Source organism: Streptomyces scabiei 87.22 (genome assembly GCF_000091305.1).
Taxonomy (GTDB): domain Bacteria; phylum Actinomycetota; class Actinomycetes; order Streptomycetales; family Streptomycetaceae; genus Streptomyces; species Streptomyces scabiei.
Genome location: NC_013929.1, coordinates 7,438,736 through 7,465,514, shown reverse-complemented (window position 1 = coordinate 7,465,514; position 26,779 = coordinate 7,438,736). Strand labels below are relative to the sequence as shown.

The window sequence follows — 26,779 nt, the reverse complement described above, 5'->3', positions numbered from 1 at the left end:
TGAAGAAAAACAGGACCGCCCGTCACGTTGTGTGACGGGCGGCCCTGTTCTTCAGGCGCGGAGGTGTCAGCCGACGACGCGGACACCGAACTGGAAGGAACCGATGGTGTCCATCGACTCGTAGCGGACGACCTTGCCCGGGTACGGGGCGTGGATGACGGTGCCGTTGCCCGCGTAGAGGCCGACGTGGCCGAGGTTGTTGAAGAACACCAGGTCGCCCGGCATGAGCTGGTCGCGGCCGATCTTCGTACCGTCGTTCTGCTGCGTGTACGTGGTCCGGCTGATCGACACACCGGCCTGGGCGTACGCCCACTGGGTCAGCCCGGAGCAGTCGTAGGAGTTGGGGCCGCTGCCACCGGAGACGTAGGGCTTGCCGAGCTGCGTGTCCGCGGCGGCGAGGGCGGCGGCGCCCCAGCTGGAGGCGGGCGCCTCCTTGCCGAGGTCGACGCGGTCCCCGGCGTCGCGGCTCGCGCGGGTCTCCTGCTCGTCCAGGGACGCCTTCTCCGCGGCCGTCAGGCTGTTGAGGAGCCTGTTCGCCGCGGCCAGCTTGTTCTGGACTTCCTTCTTCTTCTTGGCCAGGGTCTCGCGGGTGTCCGCGAGGTCCTCCAGCTTCTCCGTGGCCTCCTGGCGCTGCTGCGCGAGTGCGCGCTGCTTGTCCTGGATCTTCTTGAGCGCGTCGACCTGCTGGCTGGTCAGCTGGTCGAGCGTGGCGGCCTTGTCGAGGTAGTCGTCCGGGTCGGCGGAGAGGAAGAGCTGGATCGAGGAGTCGATGCCGCCCGAGCGGTACTGGGCACTGGCCGCCAGGCCTATGCCCTCACGCAGCTCGTTGAGTTCTTCCTGACCCTTGGCGACGTTGTCCTGGATCGCGGAGATCTCCTTCTCGAGCTTCTCCTGCTTCTCCTCGGCACCGTTGAGCTTGTCCGTGGCCCGCCCGGCGTCCTCGTAGAGCTTGTGGACCTTGGCCTTGACCTCGTCCTTGCTGGGCTTCTCCGAGGGCGCGGCGTTGGCGGCCTGCGAGGAGATGGCCACGGCAGCGGCGGCAGCGGTGGTGAGCACGGTCACGCGCGCACGGCTCGGCTGCTTCGGTCGACGGTGGGACGCCACGGTAGGTGAACTCCTTCATAGGAGCGACCGGCCGGCGGGGACTCCGGCGACGATCACCCGTTCAGAGGTTTGAGCCCAGACCCTAGTGACCCAACGGTGATCACTTCAAATCCCCCACAGGAAAAATCCCACCCCACGGCGCACAATTTACACTCAACACACATCCAGTAATGCTCGGTTGACGCTACGTTGCGCAACAGTTCCGTCAATTCGGGCATAGCGCCTGTTCGTTGCCGTTGCGGGCGGACGGTACCGAAGGGTCAGGAAAGCCGCTTGAGGAGCACCGCGGACGCCACCGGACGGGCGCCCGCCTTGGCGATCCCGTCGGCCACCTCGCGGTCGGTGGAGGCGACGATGACCGGCCGGCCGGGCGGCTCGGCCCGCACCAGCTGACGGATCAACTCGTCGGCGGTGACGCCCGGCTTGGAGAACAGCACCCGCACCCCGCGCGGCGGCGCGAGCAGCACCGGCGCGGCCAGCTCCGCCCCGTCGAAGACACAGGTGACCTCGGCGCCGGTCTGCGCGGCGAGCTGGGAGAGCTGCCCGAGGAGCCTGAGGCGCTGCTTCTCCAGCGGCATCTGCGGATAGCCGGTCTTGGTCACGTTGTAGCCGTCGACGACGAGGTGCGCCTGCGGCAGCGCCAGCAACTGGTCCAGGATCGCCGGGTCGTTCTCCGACAGGGCGCGGGCGGCGATGTCCTTCGGGGTCATCCGCCCCGGCTCGACCGCGTCGACGGTCTCGGCGGGCCGTACGGAGACCGGCGGCAGCGCCAGCTCCCGCCGCAGCCCCTGGGCGGCGTCCAGCACGGTGTCGAGCAGCAGCCGTACGCGCATGTCCTCGACGCTGCGGCCCTCGCGGGCGGCCCGCCGGGCGGCCTCCAGGGCGGCTTCCGCCTCACCGAGCCGCGCCTTGAGACGACGGCTCTCGCTCTCGGCCGCGGACACCTGGGCGTGGCCCTCGGCGCGTACGGTCTCCGTCTCGGCGTGCAGCTTGCGCAGGGCGGCCTCGCCCCGCTTGACGTCACTGAGAGCGGCCCGGAGCTTGCGGTGCAGGGAGTCGGCCTCCTTGCGTGCCGCCTCCAGCTCCGTACGCAGCCGCTCCGTCTCGGACTTGGTGTGGGCGCGGGCCTCGGCGAGCTGCTCGCGCAGCCGGTCCAGCTCGGCCCGGCTCTCCTCGTCGGCGCGCTCGGCGTCGGCCCGGAGGGCCTCCTCACCGGCGGCGGCGACCAGCTTCACCCAGCCGGTGGGCCGCAGCACGTAGGCCGCGGCCGCCACGTCCAGCGGGTCCGCCGCCGGGGGCGGCGCGCCCGTGTCGAGGGCGCCGGCCAGCTCCGGGTGGGCCTCACGGAACCGCTCGCCGATCCGCTGTCTGAACAGCGTGTCGCTCTCCACCGCTGCCGCCATCGCGTTCCCGGCGAACTTCACCCGACGGGTCGGGGTGAACCGGGCGTACTGCCTGAGCTGTGCGGGCAGTTCGGCGACCGTCAGGCCGCCGAACCCGTCCGAGACGATCTGCACGACCCGTCTGCGCACGCCCTCGGGCAGCGGACGGTCGAGCACCTCGGCGGCGCCGTCGGCCGGCCCCCCGCCTGCGGTCTCCACCATCCGTCACCCCAATGTCTGTGCGGACCGGCTCCCTCAGGAGTCGGCGTCCGGCCTGTCCACGAGTTCCACCTGGTCCACGGCGTTGCACCAGCGGCAGCGCACCGACTCGATGGTCTCACTGACCACCTCGCGCTCCTCGACCTTGGGCTGCCCGGCGAGGTCGAGGTGCACGTACTCGACGACCTTCGACGAGCGCGTCACGTCGAACCGCGTGAGATTGCCACAGAGCGTGCAGCGCCAGCGGGTGGTGTCCGTCGGCAGGGGAACCGTCATCGTGGCTGCTCTTCCTTCTTCCAGTCTCCGTGAAGCGCCGGCGTCCCGGTGCTTGTGGCTCGTAACCCTACGGCCTGACCGGCACCGGACGCCTGTTCGCCCACGGTGGGGGCGTCGACCGGTTCCGGAGGGGCGGCCGATCCGCGCGGGCGGCGAGGCGGTCTGTGCGGGTGGGTCCGGTTACGTCATGCTCTGCGCATGATCGGCAAGTGGGTCACCCGGGCCGCCCGGGCCGTACGGAACGAGTCGGCACCCGTCACGTACGGGCTGATCGCCGCCTGCTGCGCGATCTTCCTGATCGGCCCGGCGGCGGGCCTCAATCCCGTGTACGGCACCGGGGACGAGCTGCTCGCGGCGCAACGGGCGTACTTCCACCGCTGGGGCGTCGTCCCCGTGGAACTCTTCGGCGGCGCCCCGCGGGCTGCGCTCACCCCCCTCACCGCGCTCTTCGTCCACGGCAGCTGGCTGCACCTGCTGGGCAACATGCTCTTCCTGTTCGTCTTCGGGGCGATGGCCGAGGAACGCATGGGCCGGGCGGCGTTCGCCCTGTTCTACGTGAGCTGCGGCTACCTCGCGCTGGTGGCGTACGCGGCGGCGCACGCCGGGTCGCCGCAGTCGCTGGTCGGCGCCTCGGGTGCGATCTCGGCGGTCCTCGGCGCGTTCCTGTACCTGTTTCCCCGGGCGCGGGTGACGAGCCTCCTGCCGTTCCTCTTCTTCCTCCCGCTGCGCTTCCCGGCGTGGGTGACCCTGCCGTTCTGGGTGAGCCTGCAATGGCTGGCGGCGGGACGGCAGACCTCGGGGCCGGGCGTCGCCTATCTGGCGCACCTGGTGGGGTTCGGACTGGGGTTCGTCTACGCGTGGGGGCGTTACGGCCGTGGGGCTAGAGTGAAACCGCCAGCGGACGCCTCGAAGAACGTCCCTGCTCCGGCCCCCGAGGGAGAGAACCAGCCGTGATCACCGCGATCGTCCTCATCAAGACCAGCGTGGACCGGATTCCGGAGATCGCGGAGTCGATCGCCGCGATCGACTCCGTGACCGAGGTGTTCTCCGTGACCGGTACGTACGACCTGGTCGCCATGGTCCGGGTGAAGGAGCACGAGGACCTCGCGGACGTGATCCCCGGCCGGATCAGCAAGATCCCGGGAGTCCTCGGCACGGACACGCACGTCGCCTTCCGCGCCTACTCCCAGCACGACCTGGAGGCCGCTTTCGCCATCGGGCTGGACGGCTAGCGGCCTCTCGCGCGGCCGAATGCTCCGGCGGTCAGACCGCCGGGACGCAGCGGCCGTCCTCGGTGCGGTAGTTCCACTTCGCGCCGTCACGCACCAGCTCCTTGACCGCCCCCAGGAACCGCTCCACGTGCTCGTCGGGGGTGCCCGCTCCGAAGCTCACCCGGATCGCGTTGAGGGAGCGCTCGCCGGGGGCCGCCTCGGGGGCTCCGCACTCGCCCTGGGTCTGCGGGTCGGTGCCGAGGAGGGTGCGGACGAGGGGGTGGGCGCAGAAGAGGCCGTCGCGTACGCCGATGCCGTACTCGGCGGAGAGGGCGGCGGCGAAGTGGGAGCTGTTCCAGCCCTCCACGACGAAGGAGAGGACGCCGACGCGCGGGGCGTCGTCCCCGAAGAGGGAGAGGGTCCGCACCTCGGGCACCTCGGCGAGCCCGGCCCGGACGGTGTCGATCAGGTACCGCTCCCGGGCGACGAGGGTGTCGAACCCGGCCTCGGTGAGGGCCTTGCAGGCGGAGGCGATGGAGTAGGCGCCGATGACGTTGGGCGAGCCGGCCTCGTGACGCGCGGCGCTGTCGTGCCACTCGACGTCCACGCCGCCGTCCGTCCGCCGGGTCACCTTGCGGCTGGCACCGCCGCCCGCGAGGTACGGGTCGGCCTCGCGCAGCCAGTCGGCGCGCCCGGCGAGCACACCGGACCCGAACGGCGCGTACAGCTTGTGCCCCGAGAAGGCGACCCAGTCCACGTCCAGCTCCTGTACGGAGACGGGGTGGTGGGGCGCGAGCTGGGCCGCGTCGAGCACGATCCGCGCGCCGTGCGCGTGGGCGACCGCGGCCAGCTCCCGCACGGGCCAGATCTCCCCGGTGACGTTCGAGGCACCGGTGACGCACACCAGCGCCGGCCCGTACGGGTCGCGGGCCGCGAGGGCGGTCTCCAGGGTGGCGACGGCCTGCTCCGGCGTCCGGGGCGCGTCCAGGTACGTCACCCGCGCGTCCCGCCAGGGCAGCAGCGAGGCGTGGTGCTCGGTCTCGAAGACGAAGACCTGGCAGTCGGCGGGCAGGGCCTCGGCCAGGAGGTTCAGGGAGTCCGTCGTCGACCGGGTGAAGATCAGCTGGTCGTCGTCCCGGCAGTCGAGGAACTCGGCGACGGTGTGGCGGGCGTTCTCGAAGAGGTCCGTCGACAGCTGGGAGAGGTACCCGGCACCCCGGTGCACACTCCCGTAGTACGGCGCGTACGCGGCCACGTCGTCCCAAACGCGCTGCAGGGCGGGGGCGCTGGCGGCGTAGTCGAGGGCGGCGTAGGTGACCTCGCCACCGGTGACGAGCGGGACGGTGACATCACGTCCCAGAACGGGCAGCGGGGAGTAAATCGACTGGTCGGCGGCAAGGGTGGAGACACTGGGGACAGACATGGGGAACTCCCGTGAGAGCGCATGCCGAAGAAAGGCACGCTGAAGGAAGGAAAAGGGGTGCGCGGAGGCGGGGCTCGGCGGCCCTATCGCATTCGCTTGCTCACGGAAGAACTCCCTCGAAGCCGCGCTTGCCGTAGACCTCGCTGCCTACGGCCCGGTCTTCACCCGGGGCACCCCGCCACGGAAGGAGGGTTGCCGGACAGCCAGCCGGGGCTATGGGCTGTCACTCATGACCTGAAGCAGAACGTACGCGAGGTGATCGTCGCGCCGCAACTCGTGTCCGGATTCCGGGACGGGACGCCTCGGGGGTGGACAGCGAGGTTCATCGGCGGGTGCGGGTGGGTGGGGGCTTCTCGCGCAGTTCCCCGCGCCCCTGAAAAGCAGGGGCTGCGCCCCGTGCTTTTCCCCGCACCCGCCCCCCTACCTGTTCGTCGCCGCGACCCACCGCTCGAGAGCCTGCCGCGCCGCGCCGGAGTCGATCGACTCCGCGGCCCTCGCCATCCCGCCCCGCAACTGCTCCGCCAGCGGCGCGGACGTCGGCTCCAACGCCACCAACGCGGCAGCCGAGTTCAACAGCACCGCATCCCGCACGGGCCCGGTCTCCCCACCCAGCAGCCGCCGCGCGACATCCGCGTTGTACGAGGCGTCGGCCCCGCGCAGCGCCTCCACGGGCACCAGCTCCAGGCCCACCTCGCGCGGGTCGAACGCCTCCTCGGTGACCTTGCCGTCCCGGACGACCCACACCCGTGAGGTCGCCGTGGTCGTCAGCTCGTCGAGCCCGTCGTCGCCGCGGAAGACCAGCGAGGAGTTGCCGCGTCCGGCGAAGACACCGGCCATGATGGGCGCCATCCGGGGGTCGGCGACCCCGACGGCCTGGGCCCGCACCTTCGCCGGGTTCGCCAGCGGCCCGAGCGCGTTGAAGACCGTACGGATGCCCAACTGCCCACGTGCTGCCGCCACATGACGCAGCGCCGGATGGAACTTCACCGCGAAGCAGAAGGTGATCCCGGCCTCCTCCGCGACCTCGGCCACCCGCTTCGGCGTCAGCTCCAGATTGACGCCCAGCTTCTCCAGGACGTCGGAGGCCCCGGACGCCGAGGACGCGGCCCGGTTGCCGTGCTTGACGACCTTCGCGCCCGTACCGGCGACGACGATCGAGGACATCGTGGAGATGTTGACCGTCTTGGCCCCGTCCCCGCCCGTGCCGACGATGTCGACGGTCTCCCCGGCCACCTCGATCACATTGGCGTGCTCGTAGAGCGCGTCGACGAGACCGGTGATCTCGTCGACGGTCTCCCCCTTGGCCCGCAGGGCCACCACGAACCCGGCGATCTGCGCGTCCGTCGCCTCGCCGCGCATGATCTGGTCCATCGCCCAGAAGGTGGCACCGGCGTCCTGGTCGTGCCCGGACAGCAGCGCGTTCAGGACCGCCGGCCAGGAACGGACCGCCGCGGTGTCGCCTCCAGCGGGGGTCACAGCGCTCATAGCCGCTCCTGGGTGTCGTAGACGAGACGTGGAAGAAGGTGAACCCCACCCTATCCAGCCCCGGGCACGGCGAAGGGCCCCCGTCCGAAGATCGGACGGGGGCCCTTCGACCGTGGTGTGGCGAAGCGGGACGATCAGTGGTGGCCGTGGCCGCTCGTGATCTCCTTGTACTCCTCGACGGTGGGCTTGGCGATCTGGTTGTCCTCGCCGTAGAAGCCCTTGTTCAGCTTGACGCGGGCCTTCTCCAGGCGCGAGACCTTGCGGGCGACACCGTTCTCGTCGACCGCGGCACCGATCTCGGCCGGCGCGTACTGCTCGTGCGCCGTGAGCGTGTGCAGCTGCTCCTGGCTGAGCGGCTCGTGGACCTCGATGAACTCACCGTGCGGCAGGCGCTTGATGATGCCGGTCTCGCGACCGTGCAGCACCTTGTCCTTGTCCCGGCGCTGCAGGCCGAGGCAGATGCGCTTGGTGACGACGAACGCGAGGACCGGGGCCACGAAGAACGCGATCCGGACGAACCAGGTGATCGAGTTGATCGACAGGTGGAAGTGGGTCGCCCAGAGGTCGTTTCCACCACCGATCAGCAGGACCATGTACCAGGTGATCCACGCGACGCCGAAGGCCGTACGGGTCGGGGCGTTGCGCGGGCGGTCCAGGATGTGGTGCTCGCGCTTGTCGCCGGTGACCCAGGACTCGATGAACGGGTAGACCGCGATCGCGACCAGGACCAGCGGGAAGATCACCAGCGGGATGAAGACGCCCAGGACCAGCGTGTGACCCCAGAAGTTGATCTCCCAGCCCGGCATGACACGGATCAGGCCCTCGGAGAAGCCCATGTACCAGTCGGGCTGGGCGCCGGTGGACACCTGGTCCGGACGGTAGGGGCCCATGGTCCAGATCGGGTTGATCGTGGCGATCGCGGAGATGACCGCGATGACACCGAAGACCAGGAAGAAGAAGCCGCCGGCCTTCGCCATGTACACCGGGAGCAGCGGCATGCCGACGACGTTGTTGTTCGTCTTTCCGGGGCCCGCGAACTGCGTGTGCTTGTGGTAGAAGACCAGGATCAGGTGCGCCACCATCAGGCCCAGCATGATGCCCGGCAGCAGCAGGATGTGGACCGAGTAGAACCGGGCCACGAAGTCACCGCCCGGGAACTCCCCGCCGAAGAGGAAGAACGACAGGTACGTGCCGACGATCGGCACGGACAGGACCGCGCCCTCCATGAAGCGGACACCGGTGCCGGAGAGCAGGTCGTCCGGGAGCGAGTAACCGGTGAAGCCGGTGAACATGCCGAGGACGAACAGCAGGAAGCCGAACAGCCAGTTGACCTCACGCGGCTTGCGGAACGCGCCCGTGAAGAACACGCGCATCATGTGCACGAACATGCCGGCGAGGAAGACCAGCGCGGCCCAGTGGTGGATCTGGCGGATCAGCAGACCACCGCGCACCTCGAAGGAGATGTGCATGGTCGAGTTGAACGCCTCGGACATCAGCTGGCCCTGCAGCGGGACGTAGCTGCCGTGGTACTCCACCTCGTTCATCGACGGGTGGAAGAACAGCGTCAGGTACACACCCGTGAGGATGATGATGATGAAGCTGTACATGCAGATCTCGCCCAGCATGAACGACCAGTGGTCGGGGAAGATCTTGCGCATGTTGGCCTTGGCCAGGGAGTAGATCCCGAGCCGGCCGTCGGCCCAGTCGGCGACGCGCTCGCCGGCCGGTGCCTTCTCGCGCTTGTCGCGCGAACCGGTGGTGTTCGTAGTACTCATCCGCGCTCCCAGAAGGCAGGACCGACGGGCTCTTCGAAGTCGCCGACCGCTTCGAGGTAGCCGTCTTCACCGACGGTGATCCTCAGCTGAGGCAACGCGTGACCCGCGGGGCCGAAGATGACCCGTCCGCCGTCGGCGAGGTCGAAGGTGGACTGGTGGCAAGGGCAGAGCACGTGGTGCGTCTGCTGCTCGTACAGGGAGATCGGGCAGCCCACGTGGGTGCAGATCTTCGAGTACGCCACGATGCCCTCGTGCGACCACTCCAGCTCGCGCTTGTCCTTGATGTCGTCCGGCTGGATCCGGACGATCATCAGGGCGTCCTTGGCGATGTTCTTCTGGAAGTCGTGGTCGTGCTCGCTCAGGCCGTCCGGCATGGCGAAGGTCAGAGACCCGACCGCGACGTCCGACGGGCGCAGCGGCTCGTTGGTGTTCATGTTGACGAGCTTCTTGCCCTTGGCCCACGTGGTGTGCCGCAGCTTGGTGCCGGGCGCCGGGCCCAGACCGCCGAGCAGGAAGACACCGGAGAGCGGGAACAGGGACAGCGCGCCGAACATCGTGTTGCGGATCAGCTTGCGGCGGCCGAGCGCGGACTCCTTGGCGCCCTGCTTGAAGTCCGCCAGGACCTTCGCCTTGACCTCGGGAGCGGCCTCGATCGGGTGGCGCTCGTCGGCGATCTCCTCGTCCGACATCAGCGTGCGGGCCCAGTGGACCGCGCCCGCGCCGATGCAGAACAGCGACAGGCCCAGCGTCATCCCCAGCGCGAAGTTCAGCGCGCTGATGTGACCGATCGGCCAGACGTAGATCGACTTGTCCACGTCGATCACCAGGTACGAGGCGATGAAGGCGACGGTGGCCAGCATCGACACCGTGAACAGCAGGGCGACCGTGCGCTCGGACCGCTTCGCGGCCCGCTCGTCGATGTCCTGGACCCGGTGCTCGTGGGGCGGGAGGCCGGGGTCCGCGAAGGGGTTCTTCTCGTCCGCGACCTGGACCGCGCCGTGCGCGTCCTGCTCGATGGGCAGGTTCTCTTCTGGAATCTCTTGGCTACTCATGACTTCTTGGCCTTTGCGGTCCGAGCGGCGACCCAGACGGCGACGGCGATCAGCGTGCCGAGCCCGAACACCCAGCCGAAGAGACCTTCGCTGACCGGGCCGAGTCCGCCGAGGCTGAGGCCACCGGGCTCCACGGTTTCGTCGCCGTTGACCGCGTCGAGGTACGCGATGATGTCCTTCTTGTTCTCCTCCGACAGCGTGGTGTCGGGGAAGGACGGCATGTTCTGCGGGCCCGTCTGCATGGCCTCGTAGATGTGCTTGGGGTCGACACCCTCAAGGCTCGGCGCGTACTTGCCCTCGGACAGCGCACCACCCTTGCCGGTGAAGTTGTGGCACTGCGCGCAGTTGGTGCGGAACAGCTCGCCGCCCTCGGCGATGTCCGCGCCCTCGGGGTCGTACTCGTTCCCGGTCGGGATCTCCGGACCGGCGCCCAGCGACGAGATGAACGCCGCGAGCTGGTCGATCTCGGCCTGCGAGTAGATGACCTTCTTCTTCGGGATCTGCGCGCCCGGCTGCTGGGCCGGCATACGGCCGGTGCCGACCTGGAAGTCGACCGCCGCCGCGCCCACACCCACCAGGGAGGGACCGTCGGAGGTGCCCTGACCGCCGGTGCCGTGGCAGCTGGCGCAGCCTACGGCGTAGAGCTTCTTGCCCTCCTCGATGGTGAGGGTCTGGGCGGTTTCATCGGCCTGCGCCTTGTCCGCGGGGGCGAAGGCGGTGTACAGCCCCGCGCAGGCCGCCAACGCGATGAATAGGACGACGACCGCCGCCAGCGGATGGCGTCGTCGTGCGGAGAGCTTTTTCACGGATTACCCCGGTGTCAGGATCTTCTGCGTCGGTGCTTCTGGAAGGGTCGTTCTCGGTTCGAGGCAGGCGTACGGTCCGCCCGGCCCGGCCGCCCGGTCTACTTGATCATGTAGATCGTGGCGAACAGGCCGATCCAGACGACATCGACGAAGTGCCAGTAGTAGGACACGACGATGGCCGCGGTGGCCTGCTCGTGGGTGAACCTCTTCGCCGCGTAGGTGCGTCCGAGGACCAGCAGGAAGGCGATGAGACCGCCCGTCACGTGCAGGCCGTGGAAGCCGGTGGTCAGGTAGAACACCGAGCCGTACGGGTCGGACGAGAGCGACAGGCCCTCGTGCTTGACCAGCTCGGTGTACTCGAAGACCTGACCGCCGATGAAGATCGCACCCATCACGAACGTGACGATGAACCACATCCGGAGCTTCTTCACGTCCCCGCGCTCGGCGGCGAACACACCGAGCTGGCAGGTGAGGGAGGAGAGCACCAGGATCGTGGTGTTGGTCGCCGAGAACGGGAAGTTCAGGGTGCTGGCCTTCTCGTGCCAGAACTCCGGACCGGTCACCGATCGCAGGGTGAAGTACATCGCGAAGAGGGCCGCGAAGAACATCAACTCGGAACTCAACCAGATGATGGTTCCGACGCTGGTGAGGTTCGGCCGGTTGACCGACGGGTGCGCGTGCCCGGTTTCTACTGTCGTTGCTGTCGCCACGACCGACATTATGTCGGTCGCTTATCCCGCCCTCACTCCGGGGGGTGCCGTTCGGAGTGTTGCTCCCTTCCGTACCGGTGCTGACGTGGTCTTCGAGGGAGTAGCATCCGCGCATCGGGCCTGTCCTTAAAGACGCTGACGTCACGGAGGAACAATGCAGCCGACCGCCACGGTGCTGGTCTACAGCGACGACTCCAACACCCGGGAGCAGGTGCGGCTCGCGACCGGTCGCCGCCCCGCTCCGGATGTGCCGGCCGTGGAGTTCATCGAGTGCGCGACCCCCGCCGCCGTCATCAAGGAGCTGGACAGGGGCGGGATCGACGTCTGCGTCCTGGACGGTGAGGCCGTGCCCATGGGGGGCATGGGCGTGTGCCGGCAGATCAAGGACGAGATCTTCGAGTGCCCGCCCTCGCTGGTGCTGATCGGACGGCCGCAGGACGCGTGGCTGGCGACGTGGAGCAGGGCGGACGCGGCGGTGACGCTGCCGGTGGAGCCGGTGGAGTTCGCGTCGGCGCTGGCGTCGCTGCTCCGCGAGAAGCGGGCGCTGAGCGCCTAGCCGGCTCCGGGGAAGGGCCCGCCGCTACACCGACTCGGGTCTCAGGCGGGCCTGTACCTGGGGGGCGGGCATCTCGTCGGTGCCGCCGACCAGGGCGCTGCCCTCACGCCAGTTCTTCCAGTCGAGGTTCCAGTCGCCGTAGCCGTTGCCGAACGGGGCCATGGTGTCGCCGGCCGAGTTGACGACCTCGACGATGTCACCCTCGTTGATGGTGTCGTAGAACCACTCGGCGTTGCCCATGCTCATGCCGGTGCAGCCGTGGCTGACGTTCGCGTATCCCTGGGACCCGGTCGACCAGGGGGCGGCGTGGACGTACTCGCCGCTGTTGGTGACCCTGACGGAGTGGTGCACGGTCAGGTCGTAGAAGTCCGACGCGCCTATGCTGGCGCTGGTCATGCGGACGGTGCCCTCCTTGGCCAGGACGACCTTGACCCCGTTGCGGGTGTCGTAGCCCGGCATGCCGGTGGTGACCGGTATCTGCTTGATGACCTCGTCGTTCTTGTAGACGGTCATCTGGTGCGAGGCGGCGTCCGTGACGGCGACTATCTTGGCGCCGGTGGTGAGCTGGATGGGGTCGGCCTTCCCGCCCCAGAGCCGGTCGCCGATCTTGAGGCCCTCCAGGTTGCTGTGCACCCGGATGGTGGCCTCGGCGGGCCAGTACTCCTTGGGGCGGAAGTGGAGCTCCTTGTCGTCCACCCAGTGCCAGGCGCCCTCCGCGGCGGGGGTGGAGTCCACCTTCAGGGCGCGTTCGACGACGGCCCTGGCGGCCTTGTCCTTGACGGGCCGGCTCAGTTCGGCGGTGACGGGCTGGCCGACGCCGTACCTGCCTTCCTTGGGCCCGAACGTGACGTTGAGGCGCTTCTTGGTGAGGGGGCGGCCGGTGGCGAAGGCGACGGTCTCGCGGCCGGGGGCGCCGTCCTCGTCCTCGGTGCTCACGCGGACCGTGTAGCGGGCGTTGGCGGCGAGCGGCGAGGTGGAGTGCCAGCGGTCTCCGTCCTCGGAGAGTTCGCCCGCCACATAGCGTCCTGCGGCGTCCACGGCGGTGACGTCGGTGATGCGGCCGTCGTCCTTCGCGGTGATCTCCAGCGGCCTGTCGGGGTCGGCCTTCTCGCCCTGGCCGGTCGGGGTGTTGAAGGAGACCTGGTCGGCCGCGTCGTAGGGCGTGCCCGAGAGCGGGTGGCCACCGGAACCACAGGCGGTGACGCCCGCTCCCAGGGAGACCACCAACAGGGTGCAGCCGGCGACCGTGCGGTTACGGGGTGATGTGCTCATGAGTTCACCGTAGGAACGCCCGTCAAGCGCGGCGCGCCGGGTGACCCGACCGAGCGACGTACGGCGTGGCAAAAGGGGGAAGCCCGGACCTCCTGTCGGAGTGTCCGGGCTTCCGTCCGCTCTGCGCGTGCTACGGGCGCGGTGTCACTGGTTCTGGTTCTCGCCGCGGTAGTACTCGAAGACCCAGCCCCACAGGCCGATCATGATGATCGGGGCCGAGAAGTACAGCAGCCACCAGCCGAAGACGACGCCCATGAAGGCGAGCGCGCCGCCCACGCCCAGGGCGAGGGGCTGCCAGCTGTGCGGGCTGAAGAAGCCCATCTCACCGGCGTCGTCCGCGACGTCGGCCTCCTTGTTGTCCTGCGCGCCCACGTCGACCCGCCGGGCCGTGAAGGCCAGGTAGTAGCCGACCATGATGCACAGGCCGAAGGCGAGGAACAGCGCCGTGGTTCCGGCCGGCTCCTTCGACCACACGCCGTAGACGATCGCCATGGCCAGCACGAAGACGGCCAGCCAGATGAACATCTTGCCTTGGACCTTCACTTGCCGGCCTCCTTGCCGCTGGCCGCGAGCTCATCGGCCGCCGGGCCGCCGTGCGCGAGCTGTTCGAGCGCGGCGATCTCCGGGTGGTGCAGGTCGAACGCCGGGGATTCGCTGCGGATCCGCGGCAGGGTGAGGAAGTTGTGGCGGGGCGGCGGGCAGGAGGTCGCCCACTCCAGCGAACGGCCGTAACCCCACGGGTCGTCGACCTCGACCTTCTTGCCGTACTTGGCCGTCTTCCACACGTTGTAGAGGAACGGCAGGATCGACAGACCGAGAACGAACGAGGCGATCGTGGAGATCGTGTTCAGCGCGGTGAACCCGTCGGCCGCGAGGTAGTCCGCGTAACGACGCGGCATGCCCTCCGCGCCCAGCCAGTGCTGGACGAGGAACGTGCCGTGGAAGCCGATGAACAGCGTCCAGAAGGTGATCTTGCCCAGGCGCTCGTCGAGCATCTTGCCGGTCATCTTCGGCCACCAGAAGTGGAAGCCGGAGAACATCGCGAAGACGACGGTGCCGAACACCACGTAGTGGAAGTGCGCCACCACGAAGTACGAGTCCGAGACATGGAAGTCCATCGGCGGCGAGGCCAGGATGACACCGGTCAGACCACCGAAGGTGAAGGTGATCAGGAAGCCGGTGGCCCAGAGCATCGGTGTCTCGAAGGACAACGAGCCCTTCCACATCGTGCCGATCCAGTTGAAGAACTTCACGCCCGTCGGTACGGCGATGAGGAACGTCATGAAGGAGAAGAACGGCAGGAGCACGCCTCCGGTGACGTACATGTGGTGCGCCCACACCGTGACCGAGAGGCCGGCGATCGCGATGGTCGCTCCGATCAGGCCCATGTAGCCGAACATCGGCTTGCGGGAGAAGACCGGGATGACCTCGGAGATGATGCCGAAGAACGGCAGGGCGATGATGTACACCTCTGGATGGCCGAAGAACCAGAAGAGGTGTTGCCACAGCAGGGCGCCGCCGTTGGCCGGGTCGAAGACGTGCGCACCGAACTTGCGGTCCGCCTCCAGGGCGAACAGCGCGGCCGCGAGGACCGGGAAGGCGAGCAGGACCAGGACGGCGGTCAGCAGCACGTTCCACACGAAGATCGGCATGCGGAACATGGTCATGCCGGGTGCGCGCATGCAGATGATCGTGGTGATGAAGTTGACCGCGCCGAGGATGGTGCCGAAGCCGGAGAAGGCCAGACCCATGATCCACATGTCGGCGCCGATACCCGGGCTGCGGACCGCGTCCGACAGCGGGCTGTAGGCGAACCAGCCGAAGTCGGCCGCGCCCTGCGGGGTGAGGAAGCCACCGACCGCGATGAGCGAGCCGAAGAGGTACAGCCAGTACGCGAACATGTTCAGCCGCGGGAACGCCACGTCGGGCGCGCCGATCTGCAGCGGCATGATCCAGTTGGTGAAACCGGCGAACAGCGGCGTCGCGAACATCAGCAGCATGATCGTGCCGTGCATCGTGAACGCCTGGTTGAACTGCTCGTTCGACATGATCTGCGTGCCCGGGCGGGCGAGCTCGGCGCGCATGAGGAGCGCCATGACGCCGCCGATGCAGAAGAACGCGAACGACGTGACCAGGTACAGCGTGCCGATCGTCTTGTGGTCGGTCGTCGTCAGCCACTTGACGACGATCTCACCACGCCGCTGGCGCCGGACCGGCAGCTCGTCCTCGTAGTGGGAACCCGCTGCCTCGGCACCCTGAGGTTCGTTGAGGATGCTCACAGTACGTTCGTCTCCCGGTTCTTCTCGTGCTGCGTCTGCTCGATGCCGGCCGGGACGTAACCGGTCTGGCCCTTCTCCACGAGCGACTTGAGGTGCTCCTCGTAGCGCTCCGGGGAGACGACCTTCACGTTGAAGAGCATCCGCGAGTGGTCCACTCCGCAGAGCTCGGCGCACTTGCCCAGGAAGGTGCCCTCCTGGTTGGGGGTCACCTGGAAGGCGTTGGTGTGGCCCGGGATGACGTCCTGCTTCATGAGGAACGGCACCACCCAGAAGGAGTGGATGACGTCACGCGAGGTCAGGACGAAGCGGACCGTCTTGCCCTTCGGGAGCCAGAGCGTCGGGCCCGGGTTGCCGGTCTGCGGGTTCTTGTCGCCGGGAATGCCGCAGGTGTAGACACCGCCGGCGTTCGCCGGGAAGTCCTCCTTGTACCGGTTCGGGATCGCGGCCAGGTTCTTGTCGGTGGCCGCGTCGCCGGTGGAGCCTTCGACGTTCTCGATGTAGTTGAAGCACCAGCTCCACTGGAAGCCCACCACGTTGACCGTGAGGTCGGGCTTCTTGGACGTGTCGAGCAGCTTCGACTCGTCACGGGCGGTGAAGTAGAAGAGCACCGAGACGATGATCAGCGGGACGACCGTGTACAGCGCCTCGATGGGCATGTTGTACCGGGTCTGTGGGGGAACTTCGACCTTGGTGCGGCTGCGCCGGTGGAAGAAAGCACTCCACAGGATCAGGCCCCACACCAGCACGCCCGTGGCGAGCGCGGCCGCCCACGACCCCTGCCACAGGGAGAGGATCCGCGGAGCCTCTTCCGTGGTCGGGGTGGGCATACCCAGGCGGGGGAAGTCCTCCCATGTGCAACCGGTGGCGGTCGCCAGGACCAGGCCTGCGGTCATCGCCTGCAGCAGCTTCCGCCGCATCGGGCGCCGCGGCATGGGGGTACCGCCCGCGCCCTTCAGGCAGCGGGGGAGGTCGGAGCCGTTGGGACTCACGTAGCGCCTTCCCGAGAGTCTCGCCCGCGCGGTATGGCTGCGGCCTTCTCGCTGGTCGGTCGCCGCCCTGCGACGGGCAGGGGTTTGGATGTTTATGCGGACCAAACCCTACTGGACGCGTTTTGGGGCTGCGCGGGGAGGGGGGCCCAACACTCCGCGGGTCATGCCGAGCGCCTAATAGCTCGGGGGTTCGGGTGATTTGGCGGGTGCGCGCGCGTTGTGGCTGTTCGCGCAGTTCCCCGCGCCCCTTTGCCGTCGGCCCGAGGCTTTAGCGTTGGCCCGTGGCCTACTTCGACTCCGCATCCTCCGCTCCCCTTCATCCCGTCGCCCGGCAGGCGCTGATGGCTTCGCTGAACGAGGGGTGGGCCGATCCCGCGCGGCTCTACCGGGAGGGGCGGCGGGCCCGGCTGCTGCTCGACGCGGCGCGGGAGGCGGCCGCCGAGGCGGTCGGATGCCGGGCCGACGAACTGGTCTTCACCTCGTCGGGGACCCGGGCGGTGCACACGGGGATCGCGGGAGTGCTGGCCGGGCGGCGGCGGGCGGGGCGCCACCTGATCGTGTCGTCCGTCGAACACTCGTCGGTGCTGCACGCGGCGGAGACGCACGAGGCCGACGGCGGAACGGTCACCCGGGTGGCGGTGGGCCGTACGGGCTCGGTGGCCGCTTCCTCCTACGCCGAGGCCCTGCGTCCCGACACGGCGCTGGCGTGTCTGCAGTCGGCCAACCACGAGGTGGGGACCGAGCAGCCGGTGGCCGAGGTGGCCCGGGCGTGCCGGGAGGCGGGCGTGCCGTTGCTGGTGGACGCCGCGCAGTCGCTCGGGTGGGGGCGGGTGGGCGGTGACTGGTCGGCGCTGACCGCCAGCGCGCACAAATGGGGCGGTCCGTCCGGGGTCGGCCTTCTCGTGGTGCGCAAGGGGGTGCGCTTCGCGGCGCAAGGGCCAGCCGACGAGCGGGAGTCGGGGCGGGCCGCCGGGTTCGAGAACATCCCGGCGATCGTGGCGGCCGCCGCCTCGCTGCGGGCCGTACGGGCGGAGGCGGACGCGGAGGCGGTACGGCTGCGGGAGTTGACGGAGCGGATCCGGGCCCGGGTGCCGTCACTGGTGCCCGATGTGGAGGTGGTCGGCGACCCGGAGCACCGGCTGCCCGGGGTGGTCACCTTCTCCTGTCTCTATGTCGACGGGGAGACATTGCTCCACGAGCTGGACCGCGAGGGCTTCTCCGTCTCCTCCGGGTCCTCCTGTACGAGCAGCACGCTGACGCCCAGCCATGTGCTGCGGGCCATGGGGGTGCTGAGCGAGGGGAACGTGCGGGTGTCCCTGCCGGCGGGGGCGGCGGCGGCGGACGTCGAGCGGTTCCTGGCGGTGCTGCCGGGGGCCGTCGCGGCGGTCCGCGAGAAGCTGGGGGCGCCGGCCCCCGTGGCCGTGGTGCACGAGGACGTCCTGGTCGTGGACGCCCTCGGCAAACGGTGCCCGATCCCCGTCATCGAGCTGGCCAAGGTGATCGGGGACGTGCCCGTCGGCGGCACGGTCCGCGTCCTGTCCGACGACGAGGCGGCCCGGCTGGACATCCCGGCGTGGTGCGAGATGCGGGGCCAGGAGTACGTGGGGGAGGAACCGGCGGAACGGGGTTCGGCGTACGTGGTGCGCCGGGTGGGATAGCGGGCGGCCCGTGCCCCTCGTACGAGCCGGGGGCACGGGCCGCCCGGCCCGTCCGGTTCAGGTCCTTCTTCAGCTCTGGCCGGGTGCTTCCCCGCCTCTAGTTCAGGTGCTTCTTGACCTCGGCCGCGGCCTCGTCCCCGTACGCCTTCTCGAACCGGTCCATGAAGTGGCCCCGGCGCAGCGCGTACTCCTGCGTCCCCACCGTCTCGATCACGAGGGTGGCGAGCATGCAGCCGACCTGGGCCGCCCGTTCCAGCGAGACCCCCCAGACCAGCCCGGAGAGGAAGCCCGCGCGGAACGCGTCGCCGACTCCGGTGGGGTCGGCCTTGCGCTCCTCCTCGGCGCAGCCGACCTCGATCGGGTCGTGACCGGCGCGCTCGATGCGCACGCCCCGCGCGCCGAGCGTGGTCACCCGGTGGCCGACCTTGGCGAGGATCTCCGCGTCGGACCAGCCGGTCTTGGACTCGATGAGGCCCTTCTCGTACTCGTTGGAGAAGAGGTACGTGGCGCCGTCCAGCAGTATCCGGATCTCGTCGCCGTCCATGCGGGCGATCTGCTGCGAGAAGTCGGCGGCGAACGGAATGCCCCGGGTGCGGCACTCCTCCGTGTGACGGAGCATCCCCTCCGGATCGTCCGCCCCGATGAGGACGAGGTCGAGGCCGCCCACGCGGTCGGCGACGGTCTGCAGCTCGATGAGGCGGGCCTCGCTCATCGCGCCGGTGTAGAAGGAGCCGATCTGGTTGTGGTCGGCGTCCGTGGTGCACACGAAGCGGGCCGTGTGCAGGGTCTCCGAGATGCGCACGGAGGCGGTGTCGACCCCGTGCCGGTCGAGCCACGCACGGTACTCGTCGAAGTCGGAGCCCGCCGCGCCGACCAGGATCGGGCGCGTGCCGAGCTGTCCCATGCCGAACGCGATGTTCGCGCCGACACCGCCCCGGCGCACGTCGAGCTGGTCGACGAGGAAGGAGAGGGAGACCGTGTGCAGCTGGTCCGCGACGAGTTGGTCGGCGAAGCGGCCCGGGAAGGTCATCAGATGGTCGGTGGCGATGGAGCCGGAGACTGCGATACGCACGGCGAGGACACACTCCTGCGAAGGGAGAGGGGATTGACAGTTCACGCTACCGGGTCGGCCACCTGCTCTGAAGCAGGCGAAACTACCCGATAGTAGGTCTTTCTTCGCAGGTTCGCGGTGCGTACGGTGCCCGTATGACGAACCCCAAGATCAATGGCTCCGTTCCGTTCGACCCGGACGGCGGCAGCCTCGCGGCGCTGCGCGGCGACTGCGCCCGGATGGCTCCGCACTGGGCGGCCCCCGCGAAGGTCATTACGGCTCCCGTCTCCCCTTCGCTCATCCACGGGGTCACGGTGCCGGTGACGTCCGCACGGCTGGTGGACGCGATGCCGGAGTACGGCTACTGAGGGAACCGCCCACTCCCTACGGTCACTGAGGGAACCGCCCGCTCCCCCGCCGCGTCCCATCGCCGTCCCCCGAAGAGGGGATGCGGTGTACGACCTGCCGAAGGAGCGATGCGGTGAACTCCGAGCGACCCGACAACACCGAGAACCCGGACGAGGGCCCGGAGCCCGGCGCCACCGAGGCGCTCGGGGCTGCCGGGGACGACGCCACCGGGACGGACGGGGCCGGTCCGGCCGACCGGGCCGACCAGGCCGACCAGCCCGGTGAGCCCGAGGCCGAGGCCGCGGAAGCGGGTACGGCCGGTGACGCCGACATCGTGAGCGGCGGCGGTGACGGCCGGCCCGGCGCCCGGCGCACCCGGGTGGTCGTCGCGTCCGTGGCCGCGGCCGTGCTGCTGGTCGGAGGGGGCGGGGCGCTCCTCGCCACCACGGCCTCCGACCGGTCCGGGGCCGACGGCAAGGGCTCCGGCGCGCCGGGCGGTGACGGCACTCCCCCGCCCCTCGCGCTCGACGGACGGAGCGGCGGCGGTTCGAACGGCATCGCGCCCGGTGAACCGAACCCCAACGGGGTGACCTACCGCGCGGGCGGCGACCTGCCCGAGGGCCCCGGCTCGGCTCCGGTGTACGCGCTGAAGGGCGAGGTGACGGCCTCCGCGGTGGCGCGGCTCGCCAAGGCGCTCGGGGCCGAGGGCAAACCCACCGTCGAGGGCGAGAGCTGGCGGGTGGGAGCGGCCGGGGACGGCACGGAACCGGTGCTGCGGGTGAGCCGTGCGGCGCCGGGGGCGTGGACGTTCGAGCGGTACACGCCGGGCACCGACGACTGCCGGAAGGCGGATGTCTGCGCGTCCGACGGCTCGGCCGGGGCCGGTGACCCGGTGAGCGAGGCGGTGGCCAGGAAGGCCGCGATGCCCGTGCTCAAGGCCGTCGGCCAGGACGAGGCGAAGCTCGACGCCACCCAGCTCATGGGCGCCGTACGGGTGGTGAACGCCGACCCCGAGGTGGGCGGGCTGCCCACGTACGGCTGGGCGACCGGCATCCGGATCGGCGCCGACGGACAGGTGCTCGGCGGCAGCGGCAACCTGACGTCGCCGAAGAAGGGCGACACGTATCCCGTCGTGGACGCGGACCGGGCGCTGAAGCTGCTCAACGACTCCGGGCAGGGTGTGGGCGCCGGGCGGGGCGGCATCGGCGGCTGCACCGGTCCCGTCCCGCTGGAGGGGGAGAACGGCTCGGCCGTGGAGAGCGGGACGGTCGCGTCGGGCGAGACCCCGTGCGAGCGGATGAGCAAGGCCCCGAAGCCGGAGACGGTCGCCGTCGAGAAGGCGGTGTTCGGGCTCGCCTCGCAGCAGGTGGACGGGCACCCGGCGCTGGTGCCGTCCTGGCTGTACGAGGTACGCCCGGCCGGGGCCGCGGAGACCTACACGGTGACGCAGCCGGCGGTCGACCCGGCCTACCTGGCCGCCCCCGAGCCGGGTGACGGCGACACCCCGCCCACCGGTCCGTCCTCGCGGGAGGTGCCGCTCCAGGGCTACACGATGAACGAGAAGGGCGACGAACTGACCGTGAACTTCTGGGGCGGGCGGTGCAGCGACTACTCGGCCTCGGTGAGCGAGAAGCCGGACGGGGTGACGGTCACCGTGATCGCCACCCCCTGGGAGGGCAAGGTCTGCGTCATGATCGCCGAGATGATGGAGCGGACGGTACGGCTGGACGAACCGATCGACGGCCGGGACGTGGTCGGGGCCGACGGCAAGGAGATACCGCTGGGCGGGCCGCTCGGCGACCGGTAGACACCGCGGCAGCGTCGACGGCGGACGGGCGAAGGCGGCGCCCCCTGTGAGGGGGCGCCGCCTTCGCCGTACCGATCGTCGCCGTGCGCGTACGACCGTCGCACGCGGGCGGGGACCCTAGCTGAAGGAGTCGCCGCAGGCGCAGGAACCCGTCGCGTTCGGGTTGTCGATGGTGAAGCCCTGCTTCTCGATGGTGTCGACGAAGTCGATCGTGGCGCCGCCCAGGTACGGGGCGCTCATGCGGTCGGTGACGACCTTCACGCCGTCGAAGTCCTTCTCCACGTCACCGTCGAGCGAGCGCTCGTCGAAGAAGAGCTGGTACCGCAGGCCGGAGCAGCCGCCGGGCTGAACGGCGACGCGCAGCGCCAGGTCCTCACGGCCTTCCTGGTCGAGCAGGGCCTTGACCTTGGCCGCGGCGGCGTCGGTCACGATGATGCCGTCGGTGACGGTGCCGGTCTCGTCCGATACGGACATCTACATCTCTCCCGGGTTGTACGGAGACTGCTTGCCGACGGGTGCAACCGCCGGAGCCCCGGATTCATTCCGGGCCGCGTGGATTCGCCACGCTTCTGTCTTCATGCTCGCACATGGCCCGTGACAGGGGCACGGGGTCGCCGGGGGCTGTGGACAACGCCACGCGCGGGGGCGGGGCGAGGGCGGGGCGGGACGCGGCGTGCGGGCCGCCGGGATTCATGTCACATGGACACTATGGGCATCGTCAAACTGACGTGAAGCGGTTATGATAGATAGCGTCAAATCGACGAAAAGGATCGTCCGCATGTCCCGCCGGCCCTCCCCCGGGGACGGCGAGCCGCAGAACAGAAAGGGTGCGTGCCGTGACCACCGCCCAGACCCAGGAGCTCGACGTACAGCCGACGCCCCTCGCCCTGCTGCTGCTCGGCCGCGAGGCCGACCCGCGGAGCGAGCGGGGCGTCGAGTGCCCGGGCGACCTCCCCTCCCCGTCCGACCCCGACCTGGTGGAGCGCGCCCGCGCCGCCAAGGAGAAGCTCGGGGACAAGGTCTTCGTGCTGGGCCACCACTACCAGCGCGACGAGGTCATCCAGTTCGCGGACGTCACCGGCGACTCCTTCAAGCTCGCGCGGGACGCGGCGGCCCGGCCCGAGGCCGAGTACATCGTGTTCTGCGGTGTGCACTTCATGGCCGAGTCGGCGGACATCCTCACCGGTGACGAGCAGAAGGTCGTCCTGCCGGACCTGGCCGCCGGGTGCTCCATGGCCGACATGGCCACCGCCGAGCAGGTCGCCGAGTGCTGGGACGTGCTGACCGAGGCGGGCGTGGCCGAGCAGGTCGTGCCCGTGTCGTACATGAACTCCTCGGCCGACATCAAGGCGTTCACCGGTAAGCACGGCGGCACGATCTGCACCTCGTCGAACGCGAAGCGGGCCCTGGACTGGGCCTTCGAGCAGGGCGAGAAGGTGCTGTTCCTGCCGGACCAGCACCTGGGCCGCAACACCGCCGTGCGGGACATGGGCATGTCGCTCGACGACTGTGTCCTCTACAACCCCCACAAGCCGAACGGCGGCCTCACGGCCGAGCAGCTGCGGGCCGCGAAGATGATCCTGTGGCGCGGTCACTGCTCGGTGCACGGCCGCTTCAGCCTGCAGTCCGTGAACGACGTGCGGGAGCGGATACCGGGCGTCAACGTGCTGGTCCACCCCGAGTGCAAGCACGAGGTCGTGGCGGCGGCGGACTTCGTCGGGTCGACCGAGTACATCATCAAGGCGCTGGAGGCCGCGCCGGCCGGTTCCAAGTGGGCCATAGGCACCGAGCTGAACCTCGTCCGGCGGCTGGCGAACCGATTCGCGCCGGAGGGCAAGGAGATCGTCTTCCTCGACCGCACGGTCTGCTTCTGCTCCACCATGAACCGCATCGACCTCCCCCACCTCGTGTGGACCCTGGAGTCCCTCGCCGAGGGCACCCTGGTCAACCGCATCGAGGTCGACAAGGAGACGGAGGCGTTCGCGAAGCTGGCGCTGGAGCGGATGCTGGCGCTGCCGTAGGGAGCGTGACCGGCAGAAACCGAAAAGCCGGGAGAAGCCGAAAAGCCGGGGCGTCGCCCCGGCTTTTCGTCGTTCCGTGTCCGCCCCGCGTCAGACCTCCGCGGGCTCCGGCGCCTCCGCGCCGGCCTCCGCCGTCGCCGGACCGGACTCCTTGCCCGCCCGCTTCAGGGCCTTCTTCTTCGCCCGGCGCTCCTTGCGGATCTCGATCATCGTGTAGAGGGTCGGGACCAGCAGGAGCGTCAGCAGCGTCGAGGTGACCAGACCGCCGATCACGACCACGGCCAGCGGCTGCGCGATGAAGCCGCCCTCGCCCGTGACGCCGAGCGCCATGGGCAGCAGCGCGAAGATCGTCGCCAGTGCCGTCATCAGGATCGGACGGAGGCGGTGGCGGCCGCCCTCGACGACCGCCTCGACGGTGCCGTAGCCCTGGCGGCGGTACTGGTTGATCAGGTCGATCAGCACGATCGCGTTGGTCACCACGATGCCGATCAGCATCAGCATGCCGATCATCGCGGGGACACCCAGGGGCGTGCCGGTGACGATCAGCAGGCCGATGGCGCCGGTGGCCGCGAACGGGATGGAGACCAGCAGGATCAGCGGCTGGACCAGGGACCGGAAGGTCGCGACCAGCAGCATGAAGACGATCGCGATCGCCGCGAGCATCGCGAGGCCGAGCGAGGCGAACGCCTCGTCCTGGTCCTCGGAGACGCCGCCGATGGAGGCGGTGGCGCCCTCGGGCAGCTTCAGCGCGTTCAGCTTGGCGGTGAGGTCGGCGCTGACCGCGCCGGTGTTGTCGCCCTTGGGCTTCGCCGTGATCGTCGCGGCCCGCCGGCCGTCGATCCGGGTCATGGCCACCGGGCCGTCCACCAGCTCGACGTCCGCGATGTCGCCGAGCGTCACCGCGCCGAGGCGCAGGTCCCGCAGCTCCTTCAGCGTCCGGGCGGGCTTCGCCGACGTGATGACGATGTCCCGCTCGGTGTCGCCGAGGACGGCCCGGCCGCTCGTCGTCCCGCGCACCGCCTGGGAGACGGCCGCGCCGAGACTCTGGTCGTCGAAGCCGGCCGCGGCCGCCTTGTCGGTGGCCTTCACCGAGATCCGGGGGACGCTCTGGGAGAGGTCGCTGGTGACGTCCGTGACGTTGTCCATCGTCGAGACGGCGTCACGGACCTGCCCGGCGGCCTTGCGCAGGACGTCCGCGTCGGCGGCCTTCACGACCACGCTCAGGTCCTGGCTGCCGAAGGCGTCGCCGACCGCGACGGTCGTCGTACCGATCCCGGAGAGCCCGGCGAGGCCCTTCTCGATGGTGTCCTGGACGTCCGAGGCCGTGGCCGAGTCGTCCAGCATGACGCTGTACGAGGCCTGGTTGGTGTCGGTGCCACCGCCGAACGCGGCCAGGAAGCCGGAGGAGCCGATGGTGACCTGGTAGTCCTTGACGCCCTCGGTGCCGGCGAGCAGCTTCTCGACCTTCTTGGTCTGCGCGTCGGTCGCCGCGAGGCTGGTGCCGGGCTTCAGTTCCTGCTTGAGGCTGAGGACCTCCTGGTCGCCCGGGTCGAAGAAGTTCGTCTTCAGCAGCGGGGCCATGCCGAACGTGCCGACCAGGACGACGGCCGCGATGGCCAGGCTGGTCAGCCGGCGGCGGGTGGCGAAGCGCAGGACGGGGACGTAGAAGCGCTGGAGGCGGCTCTTCGCCTCCTTCTCCTCGGCCTTGCGGCGCGCCTCGTCGGCGTCCTCGGGCGTGCCCTTCGGGGCGCGCAGGAACCAGAACGACAGGACCGGGACCACGGTCAGCGAGACCACGAGAGAGGCCAGCAGGGCCGCCGTCACGGTCAGCGAGAAGCTGCCGAACAGTTCGCCCACCATGCCGCCGGTCAGGCCGATCGGCAGGAAGACCGCGACGGTGGTCAGGGTGGAGGAGGTGACCGCGCCGGCGACCTCGCGGACCGCCTTGAGGATGGCCTCCTCGCGCTCCTCGCCGTAGCCGAGGTGACGCTTGATGTTCTCCAGCACCACGATCGAGTCGTCGACGACCCGGCCGATGGCGATGGTCAGCGCGCCGAGGGTGAGCATGTTGAGGGAGAGGTCGCGGGTCCACAGCACGATCAGCGCCAGGACCACCGACAGCGGGATGGAGACCGCGGTGACGAGGGTCGAGCGGATCGACGCCAGGAAGACCAGGATGACCAGGACCGCGAAGAGCAGACCGAGGGCACCCTCGGTGGTCAGACCGTCGATGGACTTGGAGACCGCCGGGCCCTGGTCGCTGACCACGGTGACGTCGGCGCCGGAGCCCAGGTCGCGGCGCATGTCCGCCAGCTTGTCCTCGACGGCCTCGGAGATGGCCACCGCGCTGCCGTTCCGGTCCATGGTGACCATCACGGCGAGGCTCGGCTCGCCGTTGGTGCGGGTGAGGGAGTCGGCCCTGGCCTGCTTCTCCTCGACCTTCGCGACATCGGCGAGACGGACGGGCTTCTTGGCGCCCTCGCCGCGCACCCGCAGGTTCTCGATCTGTTCCAGCGAGGTGTAGCCGCCGCCGACCTGGACGGTGCGGTTGGCGCCGTCCTCGTCGAAGGAGCCCGCGGGGACGGTGACGCCGCCGGCCTGGAGGGCCTGCGAGAGGGCCATCGTGGTCAGGCCCGCCTTCGCCAGCTTCGCCTCGTCGGGGGTGACGGTGACCTGGACGTCCCGCACGCCGTCCACGGTGACCTGGCCGACGCCGTCGATGTCCTTCAGCGTGGGCACGACCGTCCGGTCGAGCCGGTCGGCGAGGGCCTGCTGGTCCTCGCCGGAGGAGACGGCGAGGACGACGGTCGGTATGTCGTCCGTCGAGCCCGCGATCACCTGCGGGTCCACGTCGTCCGGCAGCTGCGCCCGGACCCGGTTGACGGCCTGCTGGACGTCGGCGACGAGCTGCTCGGTGCCGGGGCCGTAGTCGAAGGACGCCATGATCAGGGCGTTGCCCTCACTGGCGGTGGAGGTGACGCCCGTGATGCCGCCGACGGCTTCGAGGCTGTCCTCGATCGGCTCGACGACCTGCTTCTCGACCACGTCCGGTGACGCGCCCTGATAGGGCGCCAGCACGGACACCACGGGCAGTTCGATGGTGGGCAGCAGCTGCTGCTTGAGCTGGGGTATCGCGATCGCCCCGAAGACGAGCGCGATGATCGACATCAGACCGACGAGGGCCCGTTGTGCGAGGCTGAACCGGGACAGCCAGGACATGGGTCAGGGTCTCTCTTCCGTGGCGTGAGCGGAGGACGAACGCCCGTGCCACATGCGGCTGGGTCCCCCATGTGTCGCCCGTGTGAAGCGAGTGTGAGCGCTCACCTCATACCCTGGGCCATGGGAGTGCCCCTCT

At 69.7% G+C, this 26,779-nt stretch carries 23 protein-coding genes and 1 riboswitch; of the genes, 7 read left to right on the top strand and 16 right to left on the bottom strand.

Annotated features, from left to right (window positions below; genetic code table 11):
• Positions 1-66: 66 nt before the first annotated feature.
• The 3 genes from SCAB_RS32215 to SCAB_RS32205 form a co-directional block, all read right to left on the bottom strand.
• Positions 67-1,104, bottom strand: a complete 1,038-nt coding sequence (locus SCAB_RS32215) for a C40 family peptidase (RefSeq protein ID WP_061335467.1) — start codon at positions 1,102-1,104, stop codon at positions 67-69.
• A 260-nt stretch (positions 1,105-1,364) separates the two neighbouring features.
• Entirely contained in the window at positions 1,365-2,708 is a 1,344-nt protein-coding gene (locus SCAB_RS32210; RefSeq protein WP_013004296.1) for an NYN domain-containing protein, read from the bottom strand.
• A 33-nt stretch (positions 2,709-2,741) separates the two neighbouring features.
• The gene (locus SCAB_RS32205; protein WP_013004295.1) at positions 2,742-2,981 is read right to left on the bottom strand and encodes a hypothetical protein; all 240 of its coding nucleotides are present in this window, start codon (positions 2,979-2,981) and stop codon (positions 2,742-2,744) included.
• Positions 2,982-3,179: 198 nt separating this feature from the next.
• Between SCAB_RS32205 and SCAB_RS32200 the strand changes: the two genes are divergently transcribed.
• Both SCAB_RS32200 and SCAB_RS32195 read left to right on the top strand, forming a co-directional pair.
• The gene (locus SCAB_RS32200; RefSeq protein ID WP_013004294.1) at positions 3,180-3,935 is read left to right on the top strand and encodes a rhomboid family intramembrane serine protease; all 756 of its coding nucleotides are present in this window, start codon (positions 3,180-3,182) and stop codon (positions 3,933-3,935) included.
• Positions 3,932-4,213: an Lrp/AsnC family transcriptional regulator gene (locus tag SCAB_RS32195; RefSeq protein WP_005478309.1), complete on the top strand. Its 282-nt coding sequence runs from the start codon at positions 3,932-3,934 to the stop codon at positions 4,211-4,213. The genes SCAB_RS32200 and SCAB_RS32195 overlap by 4 nt, the downstream gene beginning before the upstream one ends.
• A gap of 31 nt (positions 4,214-4,244) precedes the next feature.
• Here the strand turns inward: SCAB_RS32195 and SCAB_RS32190 are convergent, their stop codons facing one another.
• The 6 genes from SCAB_RS32190 to ctaE all read right to left on the bottom strand — a co-directional run bounded on the left by SCAB_RS32190 (position 4,245) and on the right by ctaE (position 11,452).
• Positions 4,245-5,615, bottom strand: coding sequence for an aminotransferase class V-fold PLP-dependent enzyme (locus SCAB_RS32190; RefSeq protein WP_013004293.1), 1,371 nt, complete (start codon positions 5,613-5,615; stop codon positions 4,245-4,247).
• Between the two features lie 119 nt (positions 5,616-5,734).
• A riboswitch (SAM riboswitch) is annotated at positions 5,735-5,850 on the bottom strand.
• A gap of 185 nt (positions 5,851-6,035) precedes the next feature.
• Positions 6,036-7,100: an anthranilate phosphoribosyltransferase gene (gene trpD / locus SCAB_RS32185; protein ID WP_037727923.1), complete on the bottom strand. Its 1,065-nt coding sequence runs from the start codon at positions 7,098-7,100 to the stop codon at positions 6,036-6,038.
• Between the two features lie 134 nt (positions 7,101-7,234).
• Complete coding sequence (gene qcrB, locus SCAB_RS32180) at positions 7,235-8,875, bottom strand: cytochrome bc1 complex cytochrome b subunit (protein WP_013004291.1); 1,641 nt, start codon at positions 8,873-8,875, stop codon at positions 7,235-7,237.
• Entirely contained in the window at positions 8,872-9,927 is a 1,056-nt protein-coding gene (gene qcrA / locus SCAB_RS32175) for a cytochrome bc1 complex Rieske iron-sulfur subunit (RefSeq protein WP_013004290.1), read from the bottom strand. The genes qcrB and qcrA overlap by 4 nt, the downstream gene beginning before the upstream one ends.
• A complete protein-coding gene (gene qcrC / locus SCAB_RS32170; protein WP_013004289.1) occupies positions 9,924-10,733 on the bottom strand; it encodes a cytochrome bc1 complex diheme cytochrome c subunit in 810 nt (269 codons plus the stop codon). Before qcrC ends, qcrA begins: the two co-directional genes overlap by 4 nt.
• Before the next feature lie 98 nt (positions 10,734-10,831).
• Positions 10,832-11,452 carry an aa3-type cytochrome oxidase subunit III gene (ctaE, locus tag SCAB_RS32165; RefSeq protein WP_037727920.1) on the bottom strand — a complete coding sequence of 207 codons (621 nt, stop codon included), beginning with the start codon at positions 11,450-11,452 and terminating at the stop codon, positions 10,832-10,834.
• 145 nt (positions 11,453-11,597) lie between these two features.
• Between ctaE and SCAB_RS32160 the strand changes: the two genes are divergently transcribed.
• A complete protein-coding gene (locus SCAB_RS32160) occupies positions 11,598-11,999 on the top strand; it encodes a response regulator (RefSeq protein ID WP_013004287.1) in 402 nt (133 codons plus the stop codon).
• 24 nt (positions 12,000-12,023) lie between these two features.
• Here the strand turns inward: SCAB_RS32160 and SCAB_RS32155 are convergent, their stop codons facing one another.
• The 4 genes from SCAB_RS32155 to ctaC form a co-directional block, all read right to left on the bottom strand.
• Positions 12,024-13,271, bottom strand: coding sequence for a L,D-transpeptidase (locus SCAB_RS32155; RefSeq protein ID WP_013004286.1), 1,248 nt, complete (start codon positions 13,269-13,271; stop codon positions 12,024-12,026).
• Between the two features lie 144 nt (positions 13,272-13,415).
• On the bottom strand, positions 13,416-13,814 hold the full coding sequence (locus SCAB_RS32150; RefSeq protein WP_013004285.1) for a cytochrome c oxidase subunit 4: 399 nt from the start codon (positions 13,812-13,814) through the stop codon (positions 13,416-13,418).
• Positions 13,811-15,550 carry an aa3-type cytochrome oxidase subunit I gene (gene ctaD / locus SCAB_RS32145; protein ID WP_013004284.1) on the bottom strand — a complete coding sequence of 580 codons (1,740 nt, stop codon included), beginning with the start codon at positions 15,548-15,550 and terminating at the stop codon, positions 13,811-13,813. Before ctaD ends, SCAB_RS32150 begins: the two co-directional genes overlap by 4 nt.
• Positions 15,547-16,539 (bottom strand): aa3-type cytochrome oxidase subunit II, encoded by a 993-nt coding sequence (gene ctaC / locus SCAB_RS32140; RefSeq protein ID WP_013004283.1) that lies wholly within the window; start codon positions 16,537-16,539, stop codon positions 15,547-15,549. The genes ctaD and ctaC overlap by 4 nt, the downstream gene beginning before the upstream one ends.
• Before the next feature lie 281 nt (positions 16,540-16,820).
• Here ctaC and SCAB_RS32135 point away from each other — a divergent pair, with 281 nt between their 5' ends.
• Positions 16,821-18,197, top strand: a complete 1,377-nt coding sequence (locus SCAB_RS32135) for a cysteine desulfurase/sulfurtransferase TusA family protein (protein WP_013004282.1) — start codon at positions 16,821-16,823, stop codon at positions 18,195-18,197.
• 97 nt (positions 18,198-18,294) lie between these two features.
• Here SCAB_RS32135 and SCAB_RS32130 read toward each other — a convergent pair whose 3' ends face one another.
• Positions 18,295-19,269 carry a carbohydrate kinase family protein gene (locus SCAB_RS32130; RefSeq protein WP_013004281.1) on the bottom strand — a complete coding sequence of 325 codons (975 nt, stop codon included), beginning with the start codon at positions 19,267-19,269 and terminating at the stop codon, positions 18,295-18,297.
• A 134-nt stretch (positions 19,270-19,403) separates the two neighbouring features.
• Here SCAB_RS32130 and SCAB_RS32125 point away from each other — a divergent pair, with 134 nt between their 5' ends.
• Positions 19,404-19,616, top strand: a complete 213-nt coding sequence (locus SCAB_RS32125; protein ID WP_013004280.1) for a hypothetical protein — start codon at positions 19,404-19,406, stop codon at positions 19,614-19,616.
• A gap of 113 nt (positions 19,617-19,729) precedes the next feature.
• On the top strand, positions 19,730-21,403 hold the full coding sequence (locus SCAB_RS32120; protein WP_013004279.1) for a hypothetical protein: 1,674 nt from the start codon (positions 19,730-19,732) through the stop codon (positions 21,401-21,403).
• 117 nt (positions 21,404-21,520) lie between these two features.
• Here the strand turns inward: SCAB_RS32120 and SCAB_RS32115 are convergent, their stop codons facing one another.
• Positions 21,521-21,877, bottom strand: coding sequence for a HesB/IscA family protein (locus SCAB_RS32115; protein ID WP_013004278.1), 357 nt, complete (start codon positions 21,875-21,877; stop codon positions 21,521-21,523).
• A gap of 362 nt (positions 21,878-22,239) precedes the next feature.
• Between SCAB_RS32115 and nadA the strand changes: the two genes are divergently transcribed.
• Entirely contained in the window at positions 22,240-23,424 is a 1,185-nt protein-coding gene (gene nadA / locus SCAB_RS32110; protein ID WP_013004277.1) for a quinolinate synthase NadA, read from the top strand.
• A gap of 90 nt (positions 23,425-23,514) precedes the next feature.
• Here nadA and SCAB_RS32105 read toward each other — a convergent pair whose 3' ends face one another.
• On the bottom strand, positions 23,515-26,643 hold the full coding sequence (locus SCAB_RS32105) for an efflux RND transporter permease subunit (protein ID WP_013004276.1): 3,129 nt from the start codon (positions 26,641-26,643) through the stop codon (positions 23,515-23,517).
• Positions 26,644-26,779: the final 136 nt, after the last annotated feature.